The organism is Streptomyces sp. TBY4, from assembly GCF_024213195.1.
Classification (GTDB): Bacteria; Actinomycetota; Actinomycetes; order Streptomycetales; family Streptomycetaceae; genus Streptomyces.
In genome coordinates this window covers 59271-84715 of the sequence record NZ_JANAVF010000024.1, presented here as the reverse complement: position 1 = coordinate 84715, position 25445 = coordinate 59271, and the positions used below count along the sequence as shown (strand labels likewise).

Here is a 25445-nt window from a genome sequence, read left to right as displayed (position 1 = left end):
TGCGGTCCCCGCGCCGAGCCGGCGCGGAAGTCTGTGGGTGCGGTGCGGCGCAGGTGGTCAGGCCGCTTCGCTGAGCAGGGCGTTGACGTCGGCGGCGCGCAGCCCGCCGAGCATCGGGAGGCCGGCGCCCCAGGCCCGTACGGTCCTGCGGGCCACCGCGTCGAGCAGCTGCGGGGTGACGGCGATGTCGCGGACGATGCCCCAGCGGTTCATCAGGGCGCTGATCCCTGCCACCGGCTCGGCGGGCAGCGGGTCGCCGCTGCTGTCTGCCGAGCGGAGCAGTTCCCAGATCCCCCGCAGGCGGGCGGCGGAGCCGAGCCGGGTGTCGCCGGCGAGGACGGCCCGCCACAGGGCCGGCAGGATGGCCGCGACGGCGGTCATCTTGCGGATGCCCAGGGCGCTGGAGAGTTCGTTGGCGATCATCCAGCCCTCGGTGCTGAACAGGTCCCTGCCGTAGCAGAGCCAGGTGGACTGGGTCAGTCCGCTCAGCCGGGCCAGGTCGGTGCGCAGCGTGGCGTCGGGGGCCTGTCCGTCGGCCAGTTGCCGGGCCAGTGCTCCGCCGAGGCGGACCAGCTGGGTGGCTGCGGTCTGGGCGAGGGCGTCCTCGACGGCGCGGTCGGTGAGGTTGCCGACGTAGGGGCCCACCGTGCGGAAGACCGCTTCGAGGGCTCCTTCGATCAGCAGCTCGCCGGGCAGGGTCTCGGTGGCGGCCGGGTCCAGCAGGGCCGCGTCGGGGGCGAGGGCGTCGCCCATGACGAGCCGTTTGCCGCTGTTGTGCGGCAGGCAGGCGACCCGGCTGAGTTCGGATCCGGTGCCGACCGTGGTGGGTACGGCGAGCAGCGGGCGGGTGCGGCGGGTGCGCGGGTCCAGGGTGAGCAGTCCGCTGCGGCCGGTGGTGCGCAGGGCCGCGCGGGCCCGCTCGTCCCCGTGGGCCACGGACAGGAGCTTGGCGCGGTCCAGGAGGGCTCCGCCGCCGATGACGGCGACGAGTCCGGCGCCGGCAGTGTCGTGGGCCAGGGCGAGGATCTCGTCCGGGCCTCCGTCTCCGTCGGGGACGATGGTGTGGGTGGTGTGTCCCGCCCGGTCCAGTTCCGCGGTCACCAGGGCGGTGATGCGGGAGTTCGCGACGGCCGGGTCGAGGAGCAGGGCGGTGACGGGACGGCTCCCCCCTGCCGGGTGGGCGTCGTCGAAGTCCGCCAGCCAGTCGCTGAGCCCCTCGGGGCCGATGAGCAGCCGGGTGGATCCGGACCAGGCGATGTTCACCGCAGCCCTCCGGAGAAGGCTTCGACTCCGGTCCGTACGGCTTCCATGAGGGCGTCGATCTCGGCGTCCGTCGCGGTGAGCGGCGGCATGATCTGGATGCCGTGGGAGCCGGCGTGGACGATGGCGCCCGCCGCCCGGATGGCGGCGATCTGGTCGAGGACCCGGGCCTGCGGCAGGGGTTCGCCCCCGGGGGTGAGGATGCGCAGCGAGCGGAAGAGGCCGCGGCCGTCGTGGGAGTCGAAGAGGGGGTGTTCGGCGACGAGCCGGTCCAGGTGGGCGCCGAGGGTCTCGGCGGCGCGCCGGCCCCGGGAGACGGCGTCGAGGCGGCGCATCTCCTCGATGGTGGCGATGATCGCGGCGCAGGTGACGGGGGTGCCGGCCTGGGTCTCGCCGTGGGTCAGGGTGGCGTCGGCCTCGCGGAAGGCGTCGGCGATGGTCCGGGAGACGATGACGGCGGCGGCCGCGCAGGTGCCGTTGGTCAGGCCCTTGGAGGTGACCAGCAGGTCGGGGCGTTCGCTCCACAGCTGGGAGGCGAACATCGATCCGGTGCGGCCGAATCCGGTGGCCACCTCGTCGGCGGCGAGCAGGAACCCGTGTTCCTCGCGGAGCCGGAAGAGGGTCTGGAGGTACTCGTCGGTGAGGGGGAGGGCGCCGCTGCCGAGGACGGGTTCGACGACGACGGCGGCGATCTGGGATCCCTGGGCCCGCATCAGCTTCTCGATGTCGGCGGGGTCGTTGGGGGTGACGTGGCGCACCAGGCGCTGGTCGACCCCGTAGACCTGCTGGCCGAGGTTCTCGCCGGTGAGGGCGAAGCCGCCGAAGGTCAGGCCGTGGTAGCTGCCGCGCAGCCCCACGATGATCTTGCGCTTCTCGGCGCCGCGCAGGGCGTGGTAGTGCCGGGCGGTCTTCATGACCAGGTCGTTGGCCGCGCCGCCGGAGGTGGAGAAGAGGACGCGGGCGAAGTGGTCGGCTCCGCAGAGCTCCACCAGGGCCTCGGCGGCCTGCCGGGCGTAGGGGTGTTCGTAGCGGAAGACGCTCAGGTACGAGGCGCTCAGCAGGGCCTGGTGGCAGGCCTCGGCGATGTGCCGGTTGCCGTGGCCGAGGTTGGCGTTCCACAGGCCCGAGTCGCCGTCGAGGAGTTCGCTGCCGTCGGCGAACCGTACGTACATCCCCTGGGCGGAGACGGCGCAGATGGCGTCGTCGTTGTGGGCGGAGGGCGGGAGCAGGGAGGTCCACAGGGCCGGGTGGCCGTGGTCGGGGGTCTCGTCGTCCCGTCCGGTCAGGGCGGGCAGGGCGGTGGTCATCACAGGGCCTCGGCTTCCAGGAGGACGTCGTGGTGGCGGCCGCCGCCGGGGATGGGCGTGGTGGAGCGGAGGGCGAAGCCGGCGGCTTCGAGCTCGGCGACCAGCAGCGGTGCGGGCATCACGCCGATGGTGGTGGTGGCGACGTGGACGGGGCCTTCGGCCGGCGGGTCCGCGGGGATGACGGTGACCGTGCGGGAGCTGTTGCCCGAGGTCCACTGTTCGATCATCCGGTAGGAGCGGCCGGTGATCTCGCCGGGGGCGAGGATCTCGCTCTCGTCGCTGCCGTCGTCGGCGGCGTCCACCTCGACGGTGGTGAGCAGGAACCTGCCGCCGGGCGCCAGGTGTTCCCGTACGCAGCGGTAGAGGCCGGGGCGGGCCTCCGCCGGGAGGAGGGAGATGGAGGTGGTGCCGAGGACGACGGCGCCGAAGCGGCGGCCGAGCGAGAAGTCGCTCATGTCGGCCTGGACGGGGGTGCAGCGGCCCTGGAGGGAGGCCGGGGTGGCGGCGAGCCGGTCCCGGAGCAGTCCGATCATGTGGCCGGAGAGTTCGAGGGCGGTGACCTCGCGGCCGAGGGCCAGGAAGGGGAAGGTCAGCCGGCCGGAGCCGGCGGCGAGGTCGAGGACCGGGCCGGGTACGCGGCGCAGGGCGGAGAGGAGTTCGCGGACCTCGTGCGGGGTGGTGCCGGCGATGTCGTGGTAGACGGGGGCGCCGGCCTCGTCGTAGAGGTCGCACAGGACGGCGCGGTCCCCGAGTTCGGCGACGGCCTCGGCGGCGCGGCCGGTGAGGCCGGTGCCCGCGGCGGCGGGGCTGAGCAGTATGGCGCCCATCAGATGGTCGCTCCTTCCGTGGCGTCGGGGGTGGCGGTACGGGGTGCGGCGGACTCGGTGAGGGGCAGTCCGATGCCGGCGAAGTAGGCGGCGACGGCGTCGACGGTGGCCGGGTCGGCGTGGTCGGCGGCGGCCTGGGCGCTGCCCGTGACGAGCAGGGCTTCGGCGGCCTGGGCGGCGTCCGGGGAGAGGGCGATGGTGCGGCGGTCCCCGGGGTGGTGGATCAGGGCCTGCTCGGCGGTGAAGAGCAGCACCGGGCTGTCGCCGGAGGTGTCCTGCGGTGCGGGGTGGTCGGCGAGGGCGGGGACGAGGCGGCCGCCGAAGCCGGAGACGCGGGGGTGTTCGAGACCCCGGGTGACGGCTTCGCGGATGGCGCCGACGGCGGCCAGGTAGCGGGAGATCCAGGGCCGGGCGGCGAGCTGCTCGCGGCGCAGGTCCTCGTCGAGCACGCCGGCCAGGGCTCCGGCGGAGTCCTCCCAGGCCTGGTGCAGTGCGGCGGCGGGGGTGCCGACGGGGCCGAGCGGGGTGACTCCGGGGGCGACGCTGACGGCTCCGTCGGCGGCGACGTAGAGGCGCAGGGCCGGGCCGTCGCCGTCGCCGTTGCCGCCGAGGGCGCCGAGGTCGGCGAGCTGGACCGAGGGGTGGGTCAGGAAGGCGGAGAACTCGCCTTCCTCCAGGGCCCGGTCGGCGTCCTCCAGGAAGGCCTGGAAGTCGGCTTCCTCGGCGATGCGGACCAGGGTGGGTCCGAGGACGGAGAGGTAGGGCGTGATCGAGTACGCCTGGACCTGGAGGTAGAAGTCGGGGTGCAGGCCGGCCTCCGCGCCGGGTTCGCCGAGGGAGCCCTGCCAGACGATGACCTGGGCGCCGGTGGCCTCGTGCGGCTCGGGCTCGGCGGTCGGCTCGTCCCCGGGGACGAGGACGACGGTGCCGGGTCCGGCCACTCCGCTGCCGAGGAGGGCGTCGAGGTGGGCGGCGTCCTCCAGGACGACCGTCGCGGTGAACGGCGGGCGGGGGGCGAGTGCGGCCAGGGGGCGTCCGGTGCCCCACTGCAAGGCGTGGGCCTTGACGGAAGTGAGTGTCATGAACATGCCTAACGTGAGTGCGTGGGTGGACGCGGGCGCCTGATGACGCGGAGCTGGAGGGGATCGGCCGAGGGCGGCCGGAAGTCAGGGCGTACGGAGCTGCGGGGGCCGGAGCGAGCTGCGGTACGGAGCTGCGGGCGGAGGGTCCGGGACGCCTCCGGTCAGGAGGCCAGCCCCAGGAGCGTGAGCAGCGAGCGCAGTTCACGGCTCGCGACCTGGGCGCCGTACAGCTGGGCCACTCCCGTGACGTTGAGGACGATCTCGTCCACGCCCGCCTCGCGGAAGGCCTCCAGTTTCGCGAGGAGTTCGGCGGGCTCCCCGTAGAGGAAGGCGTCGCCGGCGACCAGGGCCGCGCCCCGCGCACGCTCGTCGTCCGCCTCCGCACCGGTGGCGGCGGGGAGTTCGACACCGCCGCGCCGGAGCATGTCCTGGTAGTGCGGCGCCTTCAGGTGGTGCCGGTTGGAGGCGAGGGCGAGGCGTACGGGGTCCCGGTCGGGCGCCGCCAGGGCGATCGGCACCATGGCCACCACCTTGGGCGCCGGCCGGTCCGCGCTCTCGGCGCTCTTGCGCACCTCGGGCACGATCGTGTCGGCCAGGTAGCGGGCCGGGGTCAGCCAGCAGATCGCCGCGTCGGCCACCTCGCCCGCCAGCCTCGCCATGCCGGGGCGCAGGACCCCGAGCCCGATCTCTACGGGCGGTCCGGGCACCGGCGGCAGCAGCGCCTCCTGGTGCAGGTACTCCCCGTCCAGGACCGCGTCCGTGCCGTCGAGGGCGGCGCGTACGGCGCTCAGGTACTCCCGGGCGGCGGTGAGCGGGCTCCGGTACGGGGCTCCGAGCAGGGCCTTCTGCACCGCGGGGGCTCCCGGTCCGTAGCCGGCGAGGACCGGCTGACCCGTCATCAGCGCGAGGGAACGGGCCTGGAGGGCGGCCTCCGTGGGGTGGCGCAGGGGCATCAGGGTCACTCCGAGTCCGACGGGGACCCGGAATCCGGCGCCGGCGGCGTGGGCGAAGGCCTGGTGGGTCTCGGTGACCAGGCTCTGTCCCTGCCAGAGGCGTTCGGCCCCGGTCCAGTGGACGAGCCCGGCGAAGGGCAGGAGCTGCTCGGGGCGGCTCGGAACGAAGGGGACGAGCACCGAGTAGGCGGTCATCGGACTTTCTCTCCTTGTGCTCGGTCCGGAAGTTCGTTTCCGGAAGCCGGATGGTCAGGATCGGAGGAGGGCGGGGATCAGAAGGGCGGGGAAGAGCCGAGGAAGATCGAATATCGCGGGGACCGGGCCGCCGGGTAATTCCGGCGCGGAGATCATTTGTCGGTCTCTTCTCTCCGAAGGCCCCTGCGGGAGCGGCTGCTAGTCCCAGTTGTGGGTGTCGCGGCCCGGGATGATCACGCAGACGCCGGGGAGCGGGAGACCGGCCGGAATCGGGACGCAGACCTGGGTACCGGGGGAGGGAAGCGGGGCCGGGGTGTCGGCGTTCGCGGTGCCGGCACCCGCCAGGCCGATGAGTACGGCGGCGGCGAGAGTGACGCTGAGGCGCTTCATCATGGTGGTTCCCCCTCGATTTGCGGTCCGTCCCGGACCCGGCCCTTTCGGGTCCCGGTTCCGGTGGCCTCCGGTTGTTTTCCCGGCGGCTCCTTGTGACCACAACTCTGCCGTTCGCAAAGCCCGCGTTCGAGGGCTCGTACGCGCAGCTTGCTGCGTTCCCGGAGGTCACTTACTGCACCGCCGGCGGCCTCCTTCCGTAAGGGGAGACGGAAGCGGAATGGATCATTGCCGTAGCCTTGACCCGGGGTAACCGGTAGATCTAGGCCGGGTAATGACCGGCCACGGCGTTGGGGGAATCCATGGGGGATGCGGATCTGGCGTTTCTCGATATCGATCCGGAGGACGAACGCTTCTACCGCGTCCTGCTCAGGAGCGGCGGCGCAGATCCCGAACAGCTCGTGCGGCACGCCGATCTGGACGAGGAAGCGGTACGCGTCCTGCGGCAGCGGGCCACCGCACTCGGGCTCGCCGCGATGACCGAGGGGCTGCTGCGCCCGGTCAGTCCCGCCAAGGCGGTGCAGCACCTGATCGACGCCCGGATCTCCCGGATCCGGCAGGAGCTGGAGACCAAGGCCGCGGCCGACGCGATCGTGGCCTCGCTGCTCGCGGAACGGGACGCGGCCACGACCTCGGACGCGATCGCGGGGGCCGACCGGCCTTCCATGGAACGGCTGATGGGCATCGAACAGGTGCGGGCCGCCATCGACGAGCTGACCTTCTTCACCCGCTCGGAGTCGATGACCACCTGGCCCTCGGGGGTGATGCGGCCCGAGATCATCGAGACCTCCAGACCCGCCGACGCCCGCATCCTGCGGCGCGGGATCCGGATGCGCAGCCTGTTCGGGGCGGCGGCGCTGGACGATCCGGGCACGATGGCGTACCTGCGGGAGATGGCCGGCAAGGGGGCGGAGGTACGGGTGTCCCGGCTCGACCTGGAACGCATCCTCATCTTCGACCGGGCGGCGGCGCTGACCCCGATCGACCCCTCCGACAGCAAGCGGGGCGCCCTGCTGACCCGTGAACCGGGCCTGGTGACCACCCTGGTGTCCCTCTTCGACCGGATGTGGGGACAGGCGCAGGAGATACCGGCCGCGGCGGACGAGGAGGGGCCGGCGGCAGAGGGCGAGCGCCCGACGGAACTGGAGCGCCGGATCCTGGAGTCGCTGTGCACGGCCGACAAGGACGAGAACGGGGCGCGGGACGTGGGGATCTCGGTGCGGACGTACCGCAAGTACGTGGCGACGCTGATGCACCGGCTCGACGCGTCGAACCGGTTCCACGCGGCGCTGCTCGCGCGGGAGCGCGGCTGGATCTGAGGGGGGCGGCCGCGGCGGCCGCCCGGTAAGCACGGAGTCCGCGCCGGAGGTGCTCCCCCTGCGCGGACTCCGGTCGGAACGGGCCCTGAGACGGCCAATACCGCTAAGGCGGCTAAGACGGCCACGGTTACGCGCGGGACCGCTGGAGCGCGCGGGCGCAGGAGAGCACGCCGACGGCGAGCACACCCATGACCACGTACCGCGCCGTGCCGTCGAACAGCACGGTGGACGAGGCCAGGAGGGCGATCAGCACACCGGTCGTGACGGCGAGCGGGTTCTTCTGGGTCTGGGCCATGGTGGTGGCTCCTTCGGAAGCGGGGATGGCCGTTCCACTCTGACAGCGGGGCTCGTCCCGCCGGCCCGGTTCCGGCTGCAGCTTCCGGCATTCCGCCTCGCAGCATGCTGCGAGGCGGCACACCGGGGGCGGCGGCTCGGGGGCGGCTCCGCTTGGAGCCTGCGCAGGGTGAAGGTGTCGGTCGTGCGCGGCGGCTCAGGCGGCGGGCCGCGCCCGGGCGGCCCGCCGGTAGCGGCCGGGGGCGATGCCCAGTTCCCGGGAGAAGGCGCGGGAGAAGGTGAACTCGGAGGCGTAGCCGACGGCTTCGCCGATGTCGCCGACCGGATCGTCCGTCTCGCGCAGCAGCCGCGCGGCCCGGTCGACGCGCAGCCGGGACACGTACGCGAGCGGGGCGGCGCCGACCAGTTCCCTGAACTGCCGCGCGAACGCCGGGCGGGACATCGCCACCTCGCGCGCCAGGCTCTCCACCGTCCACGGGGCCTCCGGCGTCTCGTGGACCAGCGACAGCGCGGCGCCGATCCGCGGGTCGTGCAGCGCGGTGAGCCAGGACCGCTGCCGCGATCCGGCGCCGGTCTCGGCATCGGCCTCGGTGAGCTCGAGCCAGGCACGGATCACCTGGACGAACAGGACGTCGGTCAGACGGGCAGCCACGACCCGGGCTCCGGGCCGCGTCCGGGTGGTCTCGGCGATCAGGAGCCGGATGATGCCCTGCAGTTCCGCGTCCGCGCTCATCCCGGGAACGTGGATCACGGCCGGCAGCGCGGACAGGACGGGGTGCCGGGTGGCATCGCCCTCGTAGCTGAACTTGCCGCAGACCACGCGCACGACGGGCCCCAGGCCCCCGAGGTCGACGACGCCCTCGCGGCCCGGGGGGTGCGCCGCCTCCAGCTCGGCGTACGGCACGGCGGCCGCCTCCGGGGCGCCCACCAGGCTGTGCGGTTCACCGCGCGGCAGCAGGACCACGTCCCCGGGGACCAGCTGCAGGGGCGGCCGCCCCTCGACGCGCAGCCAGCAGGCCCCTTCAGCCACCAGGTGGAAGCCGGCGGTGTTCTGCTGCTCCAGCGCGCAGCCCCAGCCGGGGCCGCGTGAGCGGAGCTGGGCGACCAGTACCCCGCTGAATCCGGTGGTGGCCAGTACGTCGGCGAGTGCGTCCATACCGTGCAGCCTATCCACCACAGCACCTTTCTGACGCACGGCCGAGACGAATCGGCAAGTCCTGGATCGTTTCTGCCATGGAGAGTCTCTTCTCAACTCCCTAGAGTCAAAAACGAAGCAGCACCCCCCTCCGTTTGGAGCACATCATGAGCAAGATCTGGTTCGTCACCGGTTCCTCCCGCGGCTTCGGCCGCAAGTACGTCGAGGCCGCCCTGAAGCGCGGTGACAAGGTCGCCGCGACGGCCCGCGACACCGCCGCCCTCGCCGACCTGGTGGCCGCGTACGGGGACTCCGTCCTCGCGCTGAAGCTGGACGTGACCGACAAGGACGCGGTGTTCGCCGCCGTCCAGCAGGCCCACGCGCACTTCGGCCGTCTCGACGTCATCGTGAACAACGCCGGCTACGGCCTGTTCGGCGCCGTCGAGGAGCTGACCGAGAAGGCCCTGCGCGACCAGCTCGAGACCAACCTGTTCGGTGCCCTCTGGGTCACCCAGGCCGCCCTGCCCTTCCTGCGCGCCCAGGGCAGCGGCCACATCGTCCAGATCTCCTCCACCGGCGGCGTCGTCGCGTGGCCGCTCGTCGGCGGCTACCACGCCTCGAAGTGGGCGCTGGAAGGCCTGAGCGAGTCCCTGGCCCAGGAGGTCTCCGGCCTCGGCATCAAGGTCACCCTCGTCGAGCCCGGCGCGTACGCGACCGACTGGGGCGGCTCCTCCGCCGTCGGCGTCGACCCGATCGCCGTGTACGACGGGGTCCGCGACGCCCTGGGCGCGTTCATGCAGACCCTCGACTTCGGCGACCCGGGCGCCGCCGCCGCCGCGCTGCTGAAGGTCGTCGACTCCGACAACCCGCCGCTGCGCGTCTTCTTCGGCACCCAGGGCAACGAGCTGCTCCCGGCGGCCTACGCCGACCGCCTCAAGGTCTGGTCCGACTGGCAGGACGTGGCCGTCGAGGCCCAGGGCCCCAGGGCCGTGAGATGAGTGCAGCCGCCTTCGGCCTGAGCGGTGGGGGCGGGTGGGGGTCCGGGGCAAAAGGGGTCGTTCGGTTTTTCGGCGCCCGTGCGCGCCTGCGGCGGAGCGGCGGCGGGGACGGCCGCCGCCCCGCTAGCCCTCCGCCTTCGCGCCGGGCTCCGCCGCGGCCTCCGCTTTCGCCTCCGGCAGCGTGAACCGGAGCGCGCCGCGGGCCTCCTCGGTGGCCACGGCCGGCAGGAGGTAGCGCCAGAGCGAGGCGATCCGCTGCGGGAGGTCGGCCCGGCCGGTCGACATCTGGGAGAAGAGCTGCGCCCCGGTGAAGGAGCTGACCAGGATCCAGGCCAGCTCGTGGTCGTCCACGTCGGGCTGGAGCTCGCCCTTGGCGCGGGCGAAGCGCAGCTGCTGGCGGAATTCGAGGACCCAGGCCTGGTAGGCGACGTCGTCGCGCAGGCCGAACTCCCCCTGCTCCACGGCCAGCCGCACGCCGGCCCGGAGCACCGGATTGTGCCGGAGCTGGTCCGCGAGGTAGAGCGTGATGTCCACCAGGCGCTGCAGGCCGTCCTCGCCGGCCGGGAATTCGAGGCCCTCGCCCTGGCCGACCATGACGGCGTAGGCGAGCTCCTCCTTCGAGGCGAAGTGGAAGTACATCCCGCCCTGGGTGACGTCGGCCCGCTTCATGATCTTGCTGATGCTGGCGCCGCTGAACCCGAACTCGTCGAAGACCTCGGCCGCAGCGCGCAGAATGGTCGCTTTGGTCTGGATCGCACGGTTCTGCGGGACGCGCTCTCTCTTGCGCTCAGCCATGTGCCTAACTTCCATCGGGAAACAAAACGAACAACCTCTATTTAACACTCCGTTGATATGGGGGCACCAGTGTCTCGCCTCAGGAGGTGCGCAGACCTGCGACGACCATGTGCGTCAGCAGGGCATAACTCTCGTCCAGGGCCTCGGGCAGGGCGAAGCCGCCGCCGGTCTCCAGGGAGGCGAAGCCGTGGGCGGTGGCGCGCAGGCAGCGGGCCGCGTGGACGGCCGCGGACTCCTCCAGGCCGTAGGCGCGCAGGGTGGCGAAGAGGATGGTGATCAGACGCTCCCCGGCTTCGGCCGTCCGCGGTTCGGGACTGTGCAGCAGGGCCGCGTACCGGTGGGGCCGGCGCAGGGCGTAGGTGCGCCAGGCCGTCATGAACGCGCGGATCGCCTCGTCGGCGGAGCGGCCGATGACGGCCACGCCGATCTCGTCCGCCATCTCGTTCATGATCCGGGCCGACAGGAGGTCGCGGAGCTCGGCGAGGCTGCGCACGTGCTTGTAGAGGGAGGGTGTCGCCACGCCCGCCCGGCCCGCCACCGCGGACAGGGTCAGGCCCGTCGGCCCCTCCTCGTCGACCAGGCGCAGTGCCACGTCGACCACGGCCTCGGCCGAGAGCGAGGCCCTAGGCACGCGCGGTCTCCTTCAGGAAGGACAGGATGGCCGCGGCGGTCTCGGCGGGGAACTGCGCGTGGGCGTAGTGGCCCGCGCCCTCGATCGCGACGAGGCGCCCGCGCCCCTCGGGCAGTGCGGCGACGACGGCCGCGCCCTCGGCGGCCGGGTCGGCCCAGTCGGGGTCGAGGGTGCCCTCGACGATCAGCGCGGGGCACCGGACGTCGCCGAGGCGGGCGCCCGCGTCGGTGGGGGCGGACATCCCCATCTTGGCGACGACCGCCATCCGGCCCGGGCGGCCCAGGTCGGCGTCGAGCGCGGCGAGGTGGGCGGCGTGACCGGCCGGGCGGGTGCCCGGGTAGGCGTGGTCGAGGTAGCGCTTCCAGAGCCCGGCGCTGCGCAGGACGCCGGTGCCGAGCAGCAGGAGCATGCCCTTGCGGTAGCGGGCGTTGGAGCCGAGGGCGCCGAACTCGATCTTCTGCGCCCTGGTGAACGGGCTGATCTCGACGATCGCCTCGACGAGCCCGGGCTCCTGGGCCGCCGCGATGGTGGCGGAGCCGCCGGCGAAGGAGTGGCCGACGATGACGGCCGGTCCGCCGAGGTGCCGGATCAGGGCGAGCAGGTCGCCCGCGACGTCGGTGCGGGTGTACGAGCTCCAGCCGGTGCTCGATTCCCCGTGTCCGCGCAGGTCGGTGGAGGCGACGCGGTACCCGGCGGCGGCGAGCAGGGCCGCGGTCTCCCGGTAGGCCCCGCGGTTGTCGCCCATGCCGTGGGCGAGCACGATCAGCGGGCCCTCGCCCGTGACCTCGTACGCGAGCCGTCCGCCGCCGGTGCTCAGAAACTCCGTCATGACCCGTCCCCCGTAAATGACGCTGCGGCTAATGCCTGTCGCTCGTAAGCTAATGGCATTAGCCGCACCGGTCAAGCCCTCGCTGCCTGCTCTCGCTGCGCCTGCTCTCGCTCCATCTGCTCTCACTGCCTACTTCGGGTCGCGCTGGAACAGGGACTTGGACCAGAAGTAGCCGAGCAGGGCCAGCGCCAGGCACCAGGCCACGGCGATCCACCCGTTGTTGCCGATCTCGGTGCCGAGCAGCAGCCCGCGCAGGGTCTCGATGGCGGGGGTGAAGGGCTGGTACTCGGCGATCGGCTGGAACCAGCCCGGCATCGCGTCCACCGGCACGAAGGCGCTGGAGAGCAGCGGCAGGACCATCAGCGGCATGGCGTTGTTGCTGGCCGCCTCGGCGTTCGGGCTGGTCAGCCCCATCCCGACGGCGATCCAGGTGAGCGCCAGGGAGACGAGTGCCAGCAGGCCCAGCGCCAGCAGCCATTCCACGGCGGTGGCGTCGGTGGCCCGGAAGCCGATGGCCACCGCGACGGCCCCGACCAGGACCACGCTCATCACGCACTGGATGACGCTTCCGACGACGTGCCCGATGAGGACGGACCCGCGATGGATCGGCATCGTGCGGAAGCGGGCGATGATGCCCTCGGTCATGTCCATCGCCACGGACACCGCGCTGCCGATCGTGGTGCCGCCGATGGTGAGCATCAGGATGCCGGGAACGAGGTAGGCGATGTAGTCGGAGCGGCCGCCGCCGCCGATGCCCGCGCTCATCACGTCGCCGAAGATGTAGACGAAGAGCAGGAGCAGCATGACCGGCGTGAGCAGCAGGTTCAGCGTCATCGACGGGTAGCGGCGGGCGTGCAGGAGGTTGCGCCGCAGCATCGTGGACGAGTCGCGGACGGCGAAGGAGAGGGAGCTCATCGGACGTCTTCCTTGGTCTGGTGGGTGGACGCGGTCAGGGCGAAGAACACGTCGTCGAGGTCGGGGGTGTGCACGGTCAGCTCGTCGGCCTCGATGCCGGCCGAGTCCAGCCGGTCGAGTACGAAGCGCAGCGCGCGCTGGCTGCCGTCACTGGGAATCTGCAAGGCCAGCGCCTCGTCGTCCCGGGCGGCTTCACCCAGCACACCGGCGGCGAACCGATAGGCGTCCGGGTCCGAGAACCGCAGCCGTACGTGGCCTCCGGGGATCAGCCGCTTCAACTCCTCCGCCGTACCCTCGGCGGCGATCCTGCCGCCGTTCAGCACCGCGATCCGGTCGGCCAGCTCGTCGGCCTCCTCCAGGTACTGCGTGGTCAGGAAGACCGTCACCCCACCGCTGACGAGCTCACGGATGATCTGCCACATGTTGTGACGGGACCGCGGGTCCAGACCGGTGGTCGGCTCGTCGAGGAAGATGATCCTCGGATCACCCACCAACGTCATCGCGATGTCTAGCCGCCGCTTCATCCCACCCGAGTACGTCGAAGCCGGCTTCTTCGCCGCCTCCGTGAGGTCGAACCGCTCCAGCAACTCGGCCGCCACCCGCCGCCCCTCACCCTTCGACAGGTGATGCAGGTCCGCCATCAGCAGCATGTTCTCCTCCCCCGTGATCAGCCCGTCCACGGCCGAGAACTGCCCGGTGACCCCGATCGCGGCACGCACCCCGTTCGGCGCGGCGGCGATGTCGTGGCCCGCGACCTGGGCCTGTCCGCCGTCGGCGCTGATGAGCGTGGAGAGGATCTTCACGACGGTGGTCTTGCCCGCGCCGTTCGGCCCCAGCAGGGCGAACACGGACCCGGCCGGGATGCTCAGATCGATGCCGTCGAGGACGGTCTTGTCGCCGTAGGACTTGCGCAGCCCGACGGTGGAGACGGCGGCCGGAGCGGGGTGACCGTCTCCCCGACGTGATGTGGGCATGACAGAAGAAGGCATGAGGCCCTCCATTCGAAGGCTGAAGTAACGGGGGGGGAGCGGAGAAGGAGGGGAGGGGAGGTCAGACCCCGGTGCCGGCGCCGGCGCCGGCGCTCGCGCGGCGGATGTCGATGTTGCCGTACTTCGTGCGGGCGCGGACCTTGACGGTGTCGGCGGCCGCGTCGGGGCTCCCGGACGCGGTGAGCGTGTTGCGCACCTGGCCGGAGCCCGAGCTGACATCGAGCCAGGCGGCCGTACCCTCACGGACTCCGACCTCGATGGCCCCGTAAGCGGTCTCCAACTCAACCACTCCACGGACGACTTCGCCGACCCGCAGGGTGCCGTGGGCGGTCTTGGCGGTGACCGAGTCCTCGGCGCGCCGGATGTCGATGTCACCGTTGGCACCGCTCACCCGCAGCTCGCCGGTCGCGGCGCCGACGGTCGTGGTGCCGTGCGAGTTCTTCAGGACGGCGGAGCCGTCGACGAAGCCGAGGCGCAGGCTGCCGGAGCTGGTGGTGATCTCGGTCGCGCCCTCGGCCCGGTCCACGGTGATCGAGCCGTGCGAGGCGATCAGCTTCAGCGGGCCGGTCGTGTCGAGGCGGACGTCGCCGGACGAGGTCTTCACCCGGACCTCGCCGAGCCGGCCCTCGCCGACCACCTGGGTCCAGGAGCCGGTCGTGTCGACCCGCGAGCCCGTGGGCAGTTCGACGACCACGTCGACGATGCCGGGCTTGCCGAACGGGTTGGACTTGGGCGTCCGGACGCTCAGCGCGCCGCTCGCGAAGGTGACCTCGGTCTGCTCGGCAGCCCGTACGTCCTTGTCCCGCTTCGGGTCCCGGGGCTGTACGGCGACGACGGTGTCGAGGCGGTCGTTCGCGGTGAACTGGATGGAGCCGGCCTCCACGTGTGCGGTGACCGAGATCGCTTCGGAGGTGTCGAAAGTAGGCATGGCTGTCCCGTCCTCTTGGGTCTTCCGGGCGTCCCCGCTGGTGGGACGTGGTGTGGATGCGGTGCGTTCGATCAAGTCGGGGCCGGACCGGGGAGCGCCCTAGCTCACCCATCCGGTGAAGCTCTGCCCCACGCTCTGGGACTTCTCCGCCGTACGGGGCCGCGTGCCGCCGTCGACCGCGGCCGACACGGCGCGCACCAGCCAAGCGTTGACCGACAGCCCCTCGCGGCTCGCGGCCTCCTCGGCGCGGGCCTTGAGGTGGGCCGGCAGCCGCAGGTTGACGCGGGCGGTGCCGCCCTCGTCGCCGTCGGCGGGTGCCTGCGGCTCGGCGTACACCGGACCGGCCGGCTCCGCCACGGGGGCGGGGCCCTCGGTCGAGGGCGGCGTCACGACGAACTCGGGGTCGAGCCCCCGCAGCCGTACGTCGACCGAGCCGGGGGCGAGGTCGCGGGTGACCTCGTCCATCGCGGCGGAGAGCACGTTGAGGAGGGTCAGCCGGGTCGCCGACTCCAGCGGAGCGGTGAGCCTCTCGGCCAGCTTGCGGGCTTCGTCGCCGCCGGCCTCTGCGGCGATGGCGAGCTCTTGGCGGAGGGTGGTGACGTAGGGCGTGAGGTCCATGTCCCACAGCATGGCACAGACATGGCGCCATGTCGAGCCAATCTGGCACCACGCCTTCGCCGGATGGCACCTCGACCAACAAACTCCCAGTTCAGAGCGGTGACGCCACCCTGCGCCACAATGGCGCCAGCCGACACCACCGCTGCGCGGGGCTGTCCCCTACCCGCCCTTCGCCCGTTCCCCGGGGCTCCGCCCCGGACCCGTTGCCACGCGCGGCGCCGTTCCCGGGGGCCAGCCCCCGGACCCCCGCTCCTCAAACGCCGGAGGGGCTGAGTTTGCGGCTGAGGGTGCCGGAGGGGCTGGAATGGCCCTGCGGGCCATCCAGTGCGCCCGGCCGGGTGCGCTGCGCGCAGGTGCACGCCGAGGGCGGCCAAATCCAGCCCCGCCGGCGTTTGAGGCGCGGGGTCCGGGGCGGAGCCCCAGGGGGTCCGGGCGCAGCCCACCCCCATCCAGCCGTCCGGCGCTTGAGGACCGGGGTCTGGGGCGGAGCCCCAGGGTTCTTTCAGCCCGTCCGGCGTTTGAGGACCGGGGTCCGGGCAGAGCCCGGGGAACGGGCGAAGGGTGGGTAGGGGAACTCCGCCCCGCGCAGCGGGAAAGGGCGCAGCAGCGCACCCACCGGCGGGGCGGGACGGGACACCCGTCCCGGGGTCAGGGGGCGGAGGCCGTGCGCCGGGCGTAGTGGCGGGCCGCCTTCGCCCGGTTCCCGCAGCCCGTGCTCGTGCACCACCGACGCGTGCCGTTCCGGCTGACATCGTGGAACCGCAGCCCGCACGTCGGATTCGCACAACTGCGAAGCCGATCCCCCGCGGTGCTGAGCAACCGCAGGTAATCCGCCGCCACGAGATACCCGAGCAGCCGCCCCGGATCCGCCGCCTCCAGCCGCTCCACCGGCCCCGCGGCCGTGAGCAGCCGCCGGATCCGCCCCGCGTCGAGCAGCCGGTTGAAGGCGTCGAACGCCCCCGGCCCCGCATCTACGCGCCCGGCCACGCCGGCCACCGCGGAGCGGGCCGCCCGGGCAGCGGCCAGGGTGGTCCGGTCGGCGCGCAGCTCGCCGCCGGCGTACGCGGCGGCGACCCGGGACCCGGACAGCCAGCAGGCGAGGCCCGCGGTGGAGTCCAGCAGGTCGTAGCGCCCGTACCGGTCGTGCCAGAGGGTGTTGAGGAGGTCCAGGCTGAGCGGTTCCCCGGTCAGCGGACGCGGATCGGGCGCGATCGCCCCCAGGGCGGCTCCTGCGACGCGGTCCATGCTCACCCCCGCAGCCCCGTAGGCACGGCCGCGAACGCACAGTACGGCGAGGACCCCTCCGCCCGGTACAGCTCCACCGCCTGCGGCGCCGCGAGGATCCCGGGCAGGAGCAGCTGCCACAGCCGGGTCAGGTGCCCGCGCAGCGGCCCGCAGGACCGGCCCGGCCTGTGCTCCTCGCCGCGCAGGCACACGTCCATCCCGATCAGGGAGTACACGAGCTGCGCCGCCGTCCCCCACGGGTCGGCCGCGCCCGCCAGCGCGTCGGCCAGTTCTTCGCGTACGGCGTCGGTCCAGGAGACGCTGCCGTCGGGGTAGTGCACGAACTCCCGGGTGAGCCGGGCGCCCGCCCGTACGACGGGGTCGTGCCCGAGCCGCCCGGCGACGGCGTGGGTCATGTCGACGGCGGTCTGCAGGGGCCGGATCCCGCGGTGCGGCACCGCGCCGAGCGCGTCGACGACCACGTGCCGGGCTTCGGTGCGCACCGCCCTGATCAGGTCGTCCTTGGCGGGGAAGTGGTACATGAGGGCGCCCTTGGTGACGCCCGCGGCGGTACAGATCACCGCGAGCGAGGCCCCTTCGTAGCCGTAGAGGTCAATGGCCTTGGCGGCGCCGTTGATCAGAGCCCGGCGCGTCCGCTCGGCTCGCTCCTGCTGCGCCATGGGCGCTCCTCGTGCGTAGGGGATGGAGGCGTACGGGTGGTGCGACAGGCCCTGGGGCGGCCCGCCCGAGCCGCACCACCCGTACGGTCAGGCCGCGGTGCCGGCCGGGACGGCGGAGGCCAGGCCGTCCTCGAAGCTCTTGCGGAGCTGGGCGCGGCGGAGCTTGCCGATGCCGGTCTTGGGGATCTCGGAGCGGTCCACGGGCAGCAGGTGCGGTACGTCGACGCCCAGCCGCTCGCGGACCCGCTCGCGGATCCGCTCGCCCTGTTCCCCGGTGATGGTGAGGGTGCCGGCGCGCGGGCTGAAGAAGACCGCCAGCTCCTCGGGTCCGCCGGGCTCAGCGGTGACGAGGGAGGCGACGGTGTACGAGGGCTCGATGAAGTCGAGTTCCTCGACGGCGGCCTCGATCTCGTGGCCGTGGTAGGCGATCTCACCGAGCTGGATGACGTCGTCGGTGCGGCCGGTGACGGTGAGGATGCCGTTCTCCACGTACGCCAGGTCGCCGGTCTTGAACCAGCCGTCCTCCGTGAAGGACTGCCGGTTCTGCACGGGGTTGTCGTGGTACCCGGAGGTGATGGTCGAGCCGGTGACCTGGAGGCGGCCGGTGACGCCCCACGGCACGAGGGTGCCGTGCTCGTCGACGACCCGGATGCGGGTGCCGGGCTGCGGGCGGCCGACGGGCACGTACCGGTCGTCGCCGGCGGCGGCCTCGGTGAACTGGCAGTCGGCCACGCCGGCCGTGGTCTCGGACATGCCCCAGCCGGGGAACATGGCGGTCGCGGGCAGCCCGTAGGGGGCCAGGAGGTCCAGGAAGCGGCGGACGACGCCGGAGCGGACGGCCTCGCCGCCGTTCATGATGTAGCGCAGCGGGGACAGGTCCCAGCCGCGGCCCTCGAAGCGGCCGGCCTGGTCGTTGACGAGCACGAAGGCGAAGTTGGGCGCCCAGGTGGTGTCGGCCCGGTGGGCGGAGACGGCGTCGAGCCAGCGCAGCGGGTCCTCGAGCACCCACTGGATCTTGGCGTGGACCTGGGCGGCGCCGAGGAAGACGTCGCGCGCGTGGAACATGATCAGCCCGCCGATGTGGTCCAGCGGCATCCAGTTGAAGGTGCGGGTGTCCGCGTCGAGCTTGTTCACGCGGGAGGTGGCCGCGCTGCGCGTGAGGATGTTGCGGTGGGTGAGGCTGACGGCCTTGGGCACGCCGGTGCTGCCGGAGGTGAGCAGCAGGACGGCCGGGTCCGCGGCGTCCGGCTCGTGCCAGGCGAGGTCCGCCGCGTGGGCGGTGCGCAGGCCCGCCACGTCGCCGAGGTGCGCGGCGGTCCAGGCGGAGTCGGCGGTGACGGCGGGCGCGATCTCCTGGCCGGTGCCGGTCAGGACGCGGGGGCGGCCGTAGCCGGCCCATACGCGCTCCAGCAGGCCGGGGCCGTTGACGGCGTCGGCGCTGACGGGAAGCGGGAGGAAGCCGCCGAGGACGCAGCCCCAGAAGCCGGCGAGGAGGTCGGCGTCGTCGGCCGACTGCAGGATGATCTTCTCTCCGGCCACGGCGCCGGCGGCGCGCAGGCCGGCCAGGACGCGCGAGGCGCCGTCGAGGAGCTCGGCGTAGCTCTGGTGGACCTCCGTGCCGTCGGCGCGGATGTACGTCACCCCGCGGCCGTCGGCCCCGCCCTCGGCGACGGCGCGGACGAGGGCGGCGCCGAGGTGCGCGACGCCGGTTTCGGGGGCGGGCCCGCCGTCGAGCAGCGAAATGCCGGTGCCGGTCATGCCTGGTTCTCCTCTTGCTGAGCGGTGTCGGACGCGGTGTCAGCGGGGGTCGTGTCGGTCGCCGTGGCCACGATGACGAGCGGGCCCCGGCCGTGGAAGGGCGCGGGCTCCTTGCGGAAGCCGCCGTACTCGGCCGTGATGGTCAGCCCCGCAGCCGCCAGCAGTTCGCGGACCTCGGGCCCGGTCAGGACGGCCTGGTCGAAGAAGTTGTCGTACATGGCGACCGTGCCGTCCGGGGTGCGGACCAGCAGGGTCTCCTCGTTGCGCCAGTTCGCGGCGTGCGCGTTGATGAACTGGCGGGCGAGGCGGGTGATGAGGACCCCGTCGCGGCGGTGGTGGCCGACGCTGTTGGGCTGGAAGGAGTCGACGAAGTTCAGCAGGTGGCCGAATTCCAGGACGACCTGCCCGCCGGGGTTCAGCAGCTCGCGGACGGACCGCAGGACGGCCGGGAGCCGGTCGCGCTCCAGGTAGTTCAGGGTCATGAAGAGGCTGTACACGAGGTCGTAGCGCTCGTCGGTGCGGTACTCCTCGGCGCGGGCCTCCACGTAGGAGATGTCCTCGTCGCCGGCGGCGCGCGCGTACTCCAGGAACGCGGCGCTCTGGTCGACGCCGGTGCCGCGGTGGCCGCGCCCGCGCAGGGCGCGCAGGTTGGAGCCGGTGCCGCAGCCCAGGTCGAGTACGGTGCCCGCCTCGGGGAGCAGGGACGCGAGGAACTCCGTCTCGGCGTCGAGGTTGCGGAAGTCCTTCCGCATGATCTCGTAGTACTCACCGGGGAATTCGAAGCTCGTGCCGGTCAAATCCGTCATCCTCCTCGGATGTCAGTGCTGGTCGGTCGTCAGTGCCCGCCGGTGGTCTGCGGTGCCCGCCGGTGGTCCGCGGTGCCCGGTGCCGGTCTGCGGGTCCTCCCCTACGTGGGCACGGACTCGCGCATGGTCCGGTAGCCGCGCGGCGTGAGTCCGTACCGGTCGCGGAAGAGCCGGCTGAAGTGCGAGGCCTGGTACAGGCCGGACCGTTCGCCGATCACCCCGACGGGGAGGTGTTCGAGCCGCGGGTCGCGCAGCTCCGACCGGCAGCGGGCGAGGCGTTCGTCGCGGATCCACCGGGCCGGGCTGGTCCCGTGCTCCTGGAAGATCCGCTGGAGGTAGCGCAGCGAGATGTTGTGGTGCTCGGCGACCGCCTGCGGGGTGAGGTCGGGGTCGGAAAGCCGTGCGCGGATGTACGCCTGGATGCCGAGCATGAGGTCGTGCCGGGCCACCTCGTCCTCGGCGGCGACGTGGCGCAGCCGGTCGGCGAGGACGGCCGCGGTCAGGCCCGCCACGGTGGCGCCGACCCGGTCCACGGCGGAGTGGATCTCGGTGCCGTGGTCGTGGAGTCCGGCGAGGAGCTGGGAGAGCAGGGCTCCCGCGCCCATCCGCCCGCACCAGCCGGTGGCGGTGAGCTTCGCGGTGTCGCCGGCCGACATGCCGAGGTGCCGGTGCGGCAGCTGGACCTCGACCAGGCGGAAGGGCCGGGGCAGCAGGAGGCGGTACGGCCGGCTGGTGTCGCAGCAGATGATCTGCGGGCCGCTCGCCTGGCCCCGGCGGCCGTCCTGGTGGACGTGGATCTCGCCGGCCAGCACCCGGAACACCCGCAGGGACTCGGAGGGGTCGGGGCGGATGTGGCGGCCGGGGCGTACGGCCTCGTGGGCCTCCCCGGTGACGAGGGAGATGGTGACGTCCCCGAACTCGCGGCGGACGGCGGTCCCGTACACGGACTCGCCGTGCGCCCGGATGACCCGTGCCGTCGTACCCGCGGCGAGCGGGGCAGCGGGCGGGGCGAGCGGTGGACTGCGGTCCGGCACGAATGTGCTCGGCCCGCGAAGGCGCAGCATGTCCATCGGTCTCCTCGCTCCGGGAAGCGTCATGTCATCGTGACAGGCAGACCCATAAAAACATACCTGCATGCACGTACTCACGCGCGATCAGATGTTTCGATGTACCGGGCCCAACCTCGGCTTTCGTGCGCAAACAGGCCAGGAACAGGCGCATTTACATAAGGCGCTCCTGACTTCAGCCGGTACAGTTGATGGCGAGTGCTGGCCGGACAACGCGGCTTCACGTGCGGTCATGGATGTAGTTTCCGAACGAGGGGTATCACGTGACGATCAAGGTCGGCATCAACGGATTCGGCCGCATCGGCCGCAGCTTCTTCCGCGCCGCCCTTCAGCGGGGCACCGGCCTGGAGGTGGTCGCCGTCAATGACCTCACCGACGCCTCGACGCTGGCCCACCTGCTCAAGTACGACAGCACGCTCGGCAAGCTCGGCCACGAGGTCAAGGCCGTCGAGGGCAACCTCGTCATCGACGGGCGCACCATACGCGTGACCGCCGAGCGCGACCCCGCGAACCTTCCCTGGGGCGAGCTGGAGGTGGACGTGGTCATCGAGTCCACCGGCGTCTTCACCGACGCGCACAAGGCGCGCGCCCATCTGGAGGCCGGTGCCCGCAAGGTCATCATCAGCGCGCCCTCGAAGAACGAGGACCTGACGATCGCCTTCGGCATCAACGACGACCTCTACGACCCGGCCGTGCACGACATCGTCTCCAACGCCTCGTGCACGACCAACTGCCTGGCCCCGCTGGCCAAGGTCCTCGACGACGCGCTCGGCATCGAGCACGGCCTGATGACCACGGTCCACGCCTACACCGCGGACCAGAACCTCCAGGACGGCCCCCACACCGACCTGCGCCGCGCCCGCTCGGCGGCGACGAACACCGTGCCGACCACCACCGGCGCCGCCAAGGCCATCGGCCTGGTCCTGCCGCAGCTCAAGGGCAAGCTCGACGGGTACGCGCTGCGCGTGCCGATCCCGACGGGCTCGGCCACCGACCTCACCGTCCGCGTCGGCCGCGCGACGACGGCCGAGGAGGTCAACGAGATCTTCGCGAAGGCCGCCGAGGGCCCCCTCGCGGGCATCCTCACCTACACCGACGAGCCGATCGTCTCCAGCGACATCGTCACCGACCCCGCGTCGTGCATCTTCGACTCGGGCCTGACCAAGGTGATCGGCGACGGCCGCCAGGTCAAGATCGTCGGCTGGTACGACAACGAGTGGGGCTTCTCCAACCGTGTCGTGGACACCGCCCTGCTGATCGGCGCCCGCTGACCGTCGTCGGCTGACCGGCGCCCGTCCCGACCGGAGGATCCCGATTCCCGTGATCAAGACCCCCCATCACGAGGGTGAACAGGCCGTCCAGAAGCAGGCCGGCGAAGGCGGTCCCGGCTGGGGTTCGCCGATGTTCGACGACGTGATCCAGCCCGGCTTCGACCAGTACCTGATGCGCCAGCGCATGCTCTTCCTGGGCGGCGCCGACGCCACGGGCGCCATGTGGTCCTCGCTGGTCACGGGCGACCCCGGCTTCGCCCTGCCCACGAGCCGGCGCACGATCACGCTGTCCTCCCTGCCCGTCCCGGGCGATCCGCTCGCCGAGGCCTTCGCCGAGACGGCCGACATCGGGCTGCTCGCCCTCGAACCGCACACGACGACCCGGATCCGGATCAACGGCGTGGCGCGGCGCGAAGGCGATTCCCTCCACATCCGCACCGAGCAGGTGCTGGGCAACTGCCCCAAGTACCTGCAGGTACGGGTCCCGGTCGCGGACGGCCCTGCCTCCGGCCCCCGGGAGACCCGGGACGGCGACGCGCTGACGCCCGAGCAGGAGAAGTGGATCCGCGGGGCGGACACCTTCTTCATCGCCAGTCGGGCCGACGGCTACGGCGCGGACTCCTCGCACCGCGGCGGCGACCCCGGTTTCGTCACGGTGGCGGGACCGCGCAGGCTCGTATGGCCCGACTACTTCGGCAATTCCTTCTACATGACCCTGGGCAATCTGCAGCTCAACGAGAACTGCGGACTGCTCTTCCTGGACTGGGAGTCCGGCCACACCCTGCAACTGACGGGCAAGGCTCGGATCAACTGGGCCGAGGGGGACCGGGCCGACGTGCCCGGAGCCCTGCGGATGTGCGAGTTCGACATCGAGCGTGTGGTGCAGATCGACGGGGCGACCCGGCTGCGCTGGGCGTTCGGCGGTCCCTCGCCCTACAACCCGCCGGCACCGGCGCGGGGCTGAACCCCCGCGGCTCCCGCGCCGCCCCCCTCTTCCCGTCTCCCCGGTCACCGTCCGGTCGTGCCGCCTCCCCCGTCGGCGCGACCGGACGGTGTTGTACTCCCCGCCCGGCTCCCCTCCCCCGCCTAAGGACTGCGCCATGCCCGATCCGGTCCTCCCCGACTCTCCCCTCCCCCTCCTCCGCGCCGACGTCTCGACGCTCCCCGCCTACGTGCCGGGCCGCGCGGCCCGCGACGAGTTCGTCGACAAGCTCTCCTCGAACGAGAACCCGTACCCGCCGCTCCCCTCGGTGATCGCCGCGGTCGAGACCTGGCTGGGCCGCCTCAACCGGTACCCCGACCCCAGCGCGGCCGAGCTCATCGCGGAACTCTCCGGGCGCCTCGGCGTACCCGCCGACCACCTGGTGCTGGGCACCGGCTCGGTCGGCATCACCCAGCACCTGGTCGCGGCGGCCGCGGGCCCGGGCGACGAAGTCGTCTTCGCCTGGCGCTCCTTCGAGGCGTACCCGCTGCTGGCCTGGGCCGCCGGGGCGACCTCCGTCCAGGTCCCGCTGCGCGACGAGACCCACGACCTGGACGCACTGGCCGACGCGGTCACCGACCGCACCCGCCTGATCTTCGTCTGCAACCCGAACAACCCGACCGGCACGGCCGTCCGCCGCGCCGAACTGGAACGCTTCCTGAACCGCATACCCCCGCACATCCTGATCGTCATAGACGAGGCCTACCGCGAGTTCGTGGTGGACGCCGCCGAAGACATCCCGGACGGCATCGACCTCTACCGCGACCGCCCCAACGTCGCCGTCCTGCGCACCTTCTCCAAGGCCTACGGTCTGGCCGCCCTCCGCGTCGGCTACGCGGTGGCCCACCCCCGGGTCACGGCCGCCCTGCGCGCCTGCTCCGTCCCCCTAGGCGTCAGCGGCCCCGCCCAGGCCGCCGCCCTGGCCTCCCTCCGCGCCACGGAGGAACTCCGCGAACGCGTGGCCGACCTGGTCGCGGAACGCGACCGCGTCAGCGCGGCCCTGCGCGCAGAGGGCTACGAGGTCCCCGACAGCCACGCCAACTTCGTCTGGCTCCGCCTGGGCCCCCGCACCGCCTACTTCGCAGACGCCTGCGAAGCAGCCGGCCTGATGGTCCGCCCCTTCGCCGAGGAAGGCGTCCGCATCACGATCGGCACCCCCGACGCCAACGACCGCCTCCTGAAGACGGCGGCCCACTGGAACCACTGAGCGCAGCCCCTCCAGGACGAGTCGGATACCGGTCCGACCGAGCAGCCGGGACGACCCAACGGGCGGGACCGATGCTGCCCGGCGTCCGGGCGCGACATCTGATGGGGTCGCCGAGCCGGCGGCCGGTCGGAGGGGGCGGGCCTGGTGGTCTTAGCTGTTGACGACCCGCAGGCGCACGGCCGACTGGTCGCGCTCGGCGTCTATCGTCTGCGTCAGTCGGAAGACCTTTACCGGGCCGACGCTGTCCACCTCTTCTAGCCACCCGAGCGCCTCGAGCTCCTTGCGGGTCCGGGAGAAGACCGGGGCGCTCATCCCCGCGGTCTCGGCGAGTTCGGTGGCTTTGATCCAGACCGACCCGTCCGGCCGCTGGTCCGCAGCCGCGTACAGCATGACGACGATCCGCTGGTTCGGGTTCAGGACGCGCCCCGTGCGCTTGAGGACGTACAGCACGTCCTCGCTGCCGTGGACCTTCATGACGCGTCTCCCTTGGTCTTCCTCGCTCGGCGGTCGCTCGGCTTCGGGATGCGCATCTCCGGAGGGTTCCAGTCGGAAACCGCCTCACGATGTTCGAAGCCCGTTCCGATGAACGCAAGGTACGGGGTCGTTCGGTAGAACGTCGTACGGCCGATCCCCCCGGACTCGACCAGCAGACGAGCACCCTTGAGGATCTTGATGGTCTTGGAGAGAGCGTCAGGACTCATGCCGAGTTCGGCCGCAACCGCTACACCGGTCATCTGGACAGGCCCCTGGCGTTCCTCCGTCGCGAACCAGTACCAGACCAGCACCCGGAACTCACGGTCACTCAGGCCCGAGTCGGCCGAGGCAAGCTGGCGGCCGCGGCGGATCCCGACGTTGATGTGAGGTCCGTCGAAGGCGTACGGAGCACGGGGGACCTCCTCCACGACACCCGTGTCCGGATCGACGAGGGCGAGGATCTTGCTCCGCGCCGACTGTGCCATGTGTGAACCGCCCCATCCCTCAGCCA

General features: G+C 72.4%; 27 protein-coding genes. 5 read left to right on the top strand and 22 right to left on the bottom strand.

The window, feature by feature from the left end; translation table 11 throughout:
• Positions 1–57 precede the first annotated feature (57 nt).
• The 6 genes from mpaC to NLX94_RS36215 form a co-directional block, all read right to left on the bottom strand.
• Entirely contained in the window at positions 58–1263 is a 1206-nt protein-coding gene (gene mpaC, locus NLX94_RS36240; RefSeq protein ID WP_254387521.1) for a daptide-type RiPP biosynthesis dehydogenase, read from the bottom strand.
• Complete coding sequence (gene mpaD / locus NLX94_RS36235) at positions 1260–2567, bottom strand: daptide-type RiPP biosynthesis aminotransferase (RefSeq protein ID WP_254387520.1); 1308 nt, start codon at positions 2565–2567, stop codon at positions 1260–1262. Before mpaD ends, mpaC begins: the two co-directional genes overlap by 4 nt.
• Positions 2567–3394, bottom strand: coding sequence for a daptide-type RiPP biosynthesis methyltransferase (gene mpaM / locus NLX94_RS36230; protein ID WP_254387519.1), 828 nt, complete (start codon positions 3392–3394; stop codon positions 2567–2569). Before mpaM ends, mpaD begins: the two co-directional genes overlap by 1 nt.
• Positions 3394–4476 (bottom strand): daptide biosynthesis RiPP recognition protein, encoded by a 1083-nt coding sequence (mpaB, locus tag NLX94_RS36225; RefSeq protein WP_254387518.1) that lies wholly within the window; start codon positions 4474–4476, stop codon positions 3394–3396. Before mpaB ends, mpaM begins: the two co-directional genes overlap by 1 nt.
• A 161-nt stretch (positions 4477–4637) precedes the next feature.
• A complete protein-coding gene (locus NLX94_RS36220; protein WP_254387517.1) occupies positions 4638–5624 on the bottom strand; it encodes an LLM class flavin-dependent oxidoreductase in 987 nt (328 codons plus the stop codon).
• A gap of 198 nt (positions 5625–5822) precedes the next feature.
• On the bottom strand, positions 5823–6017 hold the full coding sequence (locus NLX94_RS36215; protein WP_254387516.1) for a hypothetical protein: 195 nt from the start codon (positions 6015–6017) through the stop codon (positions 5823–5825).
• Positions 6018–6316: 299 nt separating this feature from the next.
• Here NLX94_RS36215 and NLX94_RS36210 point away from each other — a divergent pair, with 299 nt between their 5' ends.
• The gene (locus NLX94_RS36210) at positions 6317–7333 is read left to right on the top strand and encodes a helix-turn-helix transcriptional regulator (RefSeq protein ID WP_254387515.1); all 1017 of its coding nucleotides are present in this window, start codon (positions 6317–6319) and stop codon (positions 7331–7333) included.
• 127 nt (positions 7334–7460) lie between these two features.
• Here the strand turns inward: NLX94_RS36210 and NLX94_RS36205 are convergent, their stop codons facing one another.
• Positions 7461–7628, bottom strand: coding sequence for a hypothetical protein (locus tag NLX94_RS36205; RefSeq protein ID WP_250744256.1), 168 nt, complete (start codon positions 7626–7628; stop codon positions 7461–7463).
• Between the two features lie 195 nt (positions 7629–7823).
• Positions 7824–8783 carry an AraC family transcriptional regulator gene (locus tag NLX94_RS36200; protein WP_254387514.1) on the bottom strand — a complete coding sequence of 320 codons (960 nt, stop codon included), beginning with the start codon at positions 8781–8783 and terminating at the stop codon, positions 7824–7826.
• Positions 8784–8929: 146 nt separating this feature from the next.
• Between NLX94_RS36200 and NLX94_RS36195 the strand changes: the two genes are divergently transcribed.
• Positions 8930–9760: an SDR family NAD(P)-dependent oxidoreductase gene (locus NLX94_RS36195; RefSeq protein ID WP_254387513.1), complete on the top strand. Its 831-nt coding sequence runs from the start codon at positions 8930–8932 to the stop codon at positions 9758–9760.
• 123 nt (positions 9761–9883) lie between these two features.
• Here the strand turns inward: NLX94_RS36195 and NLX94_RS36190 are convergent, their stop codons facing one another.
• From NLX94_RS36190 to NLX94_RS36135, 12 genes are all read right to left on the bottom strand, one after another.
• Positions 9884–10555 carry a ScbR family autoregulator-binding transcription factor gene (locus NLX94_RS36190; protein ID WP_254387512.1) on the bottom strand — a complete coding sequence of 224 codons (672 nt, stop codon included), beginning with the start codon at positions 10553–10555 and terminating at the stop codon, positions 9884–9886.
• Positions 10556–10634: 79 nt separating this feature from the next.
• Complete coding sequence (locus NLX94_RS36185) at positions 10635–11186, bottom strand: TetR/AcrR family transcriptional regulator (RefSeq protein ID WP_254387511.1); 552 nt, start codon at positions 11184–11186, stop codon at positions 10635–10637.
• Positions 11179–12015, bottom strand: a complete 837-nt coding sequence (locus NLX94_RS36180) for an alpha/beta fold hydrolase (RefSeq protein ID WP_254387510.1) — start codon at positions 12013–12015, stop codon at positions 11179–11181. The genes NLX94_RS36185 and NLX94_RS36180 overlap by 8 nt, the downstream gene beginning before the upstream one ends.
• 129 nt (positions 12016–12144) lie before the next feature.
• Positions 12145–12930, bottom strand: a complete 786-nt coding sequence (locus NLX94_RS36175) for an ABC transporter permease (RefSeq protein WP_254387509.1) — start codon at positions 12928–12930, stop codon at positions 12145–12147.
• Complete coding sequence (locus NLX94_RS36170; protein ID WP_374684064.1) at positions 12927–13919, bottom strand: ATP-binding cassette domain-containing protein; 993 nt, start codon at positions 13917–13919, stop codon at positions 12927–12929. The genes NLX94_RS36175 and NLX94_RS36170 overlap by 4 nt, the downstream gene beginning before the upstream one ends.
• A 61-nt stretch (positions 13920–13980) precedes the next feature.
• A complete protein-coding gene (locus tag NLX94_RS36165) occupies positions 13981–14847 on the bottom strand; it encodes a DUF4097 family beta strand repeat-containing protein (protein WP_254387508.1) in 867 nt (288 codons plus the stop codon).
• Positions 14848–14946: 99 nt separating this feature from the next.
• Positions 14947–15465, bottom strand: coding sequence for a toxin-antitoxin system HicB family antitoxin (locus NLX94_RS36160; protein WP_254387507.1), 519 nt, complete (start codon positions 15463–15465; stop codon positions 14947–14949).
• Between the two features lie 648 nt (positions 15466–16113).
• Positions 16114–16710: a CGNR zinc finger domain-containing protein gene (locus tag NLX94_RS36155; protein ID WP_254387506.1), complete on the bottom strand. Its 597-nt coding sequence runs from the start codon at positions 16708–16710 to the stop codon at positions 16114–16116.
• A gap of 2 nt (positions 16711–16712) precedes the next feature.
• Positions 16713–17369, bottom strand: a complete 657-nt coding sequence (locus NLX94_RS36150) for a TetR/AcrR family transcriptional regulator (RefSeq protein ID WP_254387505.1) — start codon at positions 17367–17369, stop codon at positions 16713–16715.
• 87 nt (positions 17370–17456) lie between these two features.
• Positions 17457–19127, bottom strand: a complete 1671-nt coding sequence (locus tag NLX94_RS36145) for an AMP-binding protein (RefSeq protein ID WP_254387504.1) — start codon at positions 19125–19127, stop codon at positions 17457–17459.
• The gene (locus NLX94_RS36140; protein WP_254387503.1) at positions 19124–19933 is read right to left on the bottom strand and encodes a bifunctional 2-polyprenyl-6-hydroxyphenol methylase/3-demethylubiquinol 3-O-methyltransferase UbiG; all 810 of its coding nucleotides are present in this window, start codon (positions 19931–19933) and stop codon (positions 19124–19126) included. The genes NLX94_RS36145 and NLX94_RS36140 overlap by 4 nt, the downstream gene beginning before the upstream one ends.
• A gap of 101 nt (positions 19934–20034) precedes the next feature.
• Positions 20035–20997 (bottom strand): helix-turn-helix domain-containing protein, encoded by a 963-nt coding sequence (locus tag NLX94_RS36135; protein ID WP_254387502.1) that lies wholly within the window; start codon positions 20995–20997, stop codon positions 20035–20037.
• 266 nt (positions 20998–21263) lie between these two features.
• Here NLX94_RS36135 and gap point away from each other — a divergent pair, with 266 nt between their 5' ends.
• The 3 genes from gap to hisC all read left to right on the top strand — a co-directional run bounded on the left by gap (position 21264) and on the right by hisC (position 24460).
• Entirely contained in the window at positions 21264–22271 is a 1008-nt protein-coding gene (gene gap, locus NLX94_RS36130) for a type I glyceraldehyde-3-phosphate dehydrogenase (protein WP_254387501.1), read from the top strand.
• A gap of 49 nt (positions 22272–22320) precedes the next feature.
• The gene (locus tag NLX94_RS36125) at positions 22321–23235 is read left to right on the top strand and encodes a pyridoxamine 5'-phosphate oxidase family protein (RefSeq protein ID WP_254387500.1); all 915 of its coding nucleotides are present in this window, start codon (positions 22321–22323) and stop codon (positions 23233–23235) included.
• A 136-nt stretch (positions 23236–23371) separates the two neighbouring features.
• Positions 23372–24460, top strand: coding sequence for a histidinol-phosphate transaminase (gene hisC, locus NLX94_RS36120; RefSeq protein WP_254387499.1), 1089 nt, complete (start codon positions 23372–23374; stop codon positions 24458–24460).
• A 150-nt stretch (positions 24461–24610) separates the two neighbouring features.
• Here hisC and NLX94_RS36115 read toward each other — a convergent pair whose 3' ends face one another.
• Both NLX94_RS36115 and NLX94_RS36110 read right to left on the bottom strand, forming a co-directional pair.
• A complete protein-coding gene (locus NLX94_RS36115) occupies positions 24611–24934 on the bottom strand; it encodes a helix-turn-helix domain-containing protein (RefSeq protein ID WP_254387498.1) in 324 nt (107 codons plus the stop codon).
• Entirely contained in the window at positions 24931–25419 is a 489-nt protein-coding gene (locus NLX94_RS36110) for a MarR family transcriptional regulator (RefSeq protein ID WP_254387497.1), read from the bottom strand. The genes NLX94_RS36115 and NLX94_RS36110 overlap by 4 nt, the downstream gene beginning before the upstream one ends.
• Between the last annotated feature and the right edge of the window lie 26 nt (positions 25420–25445).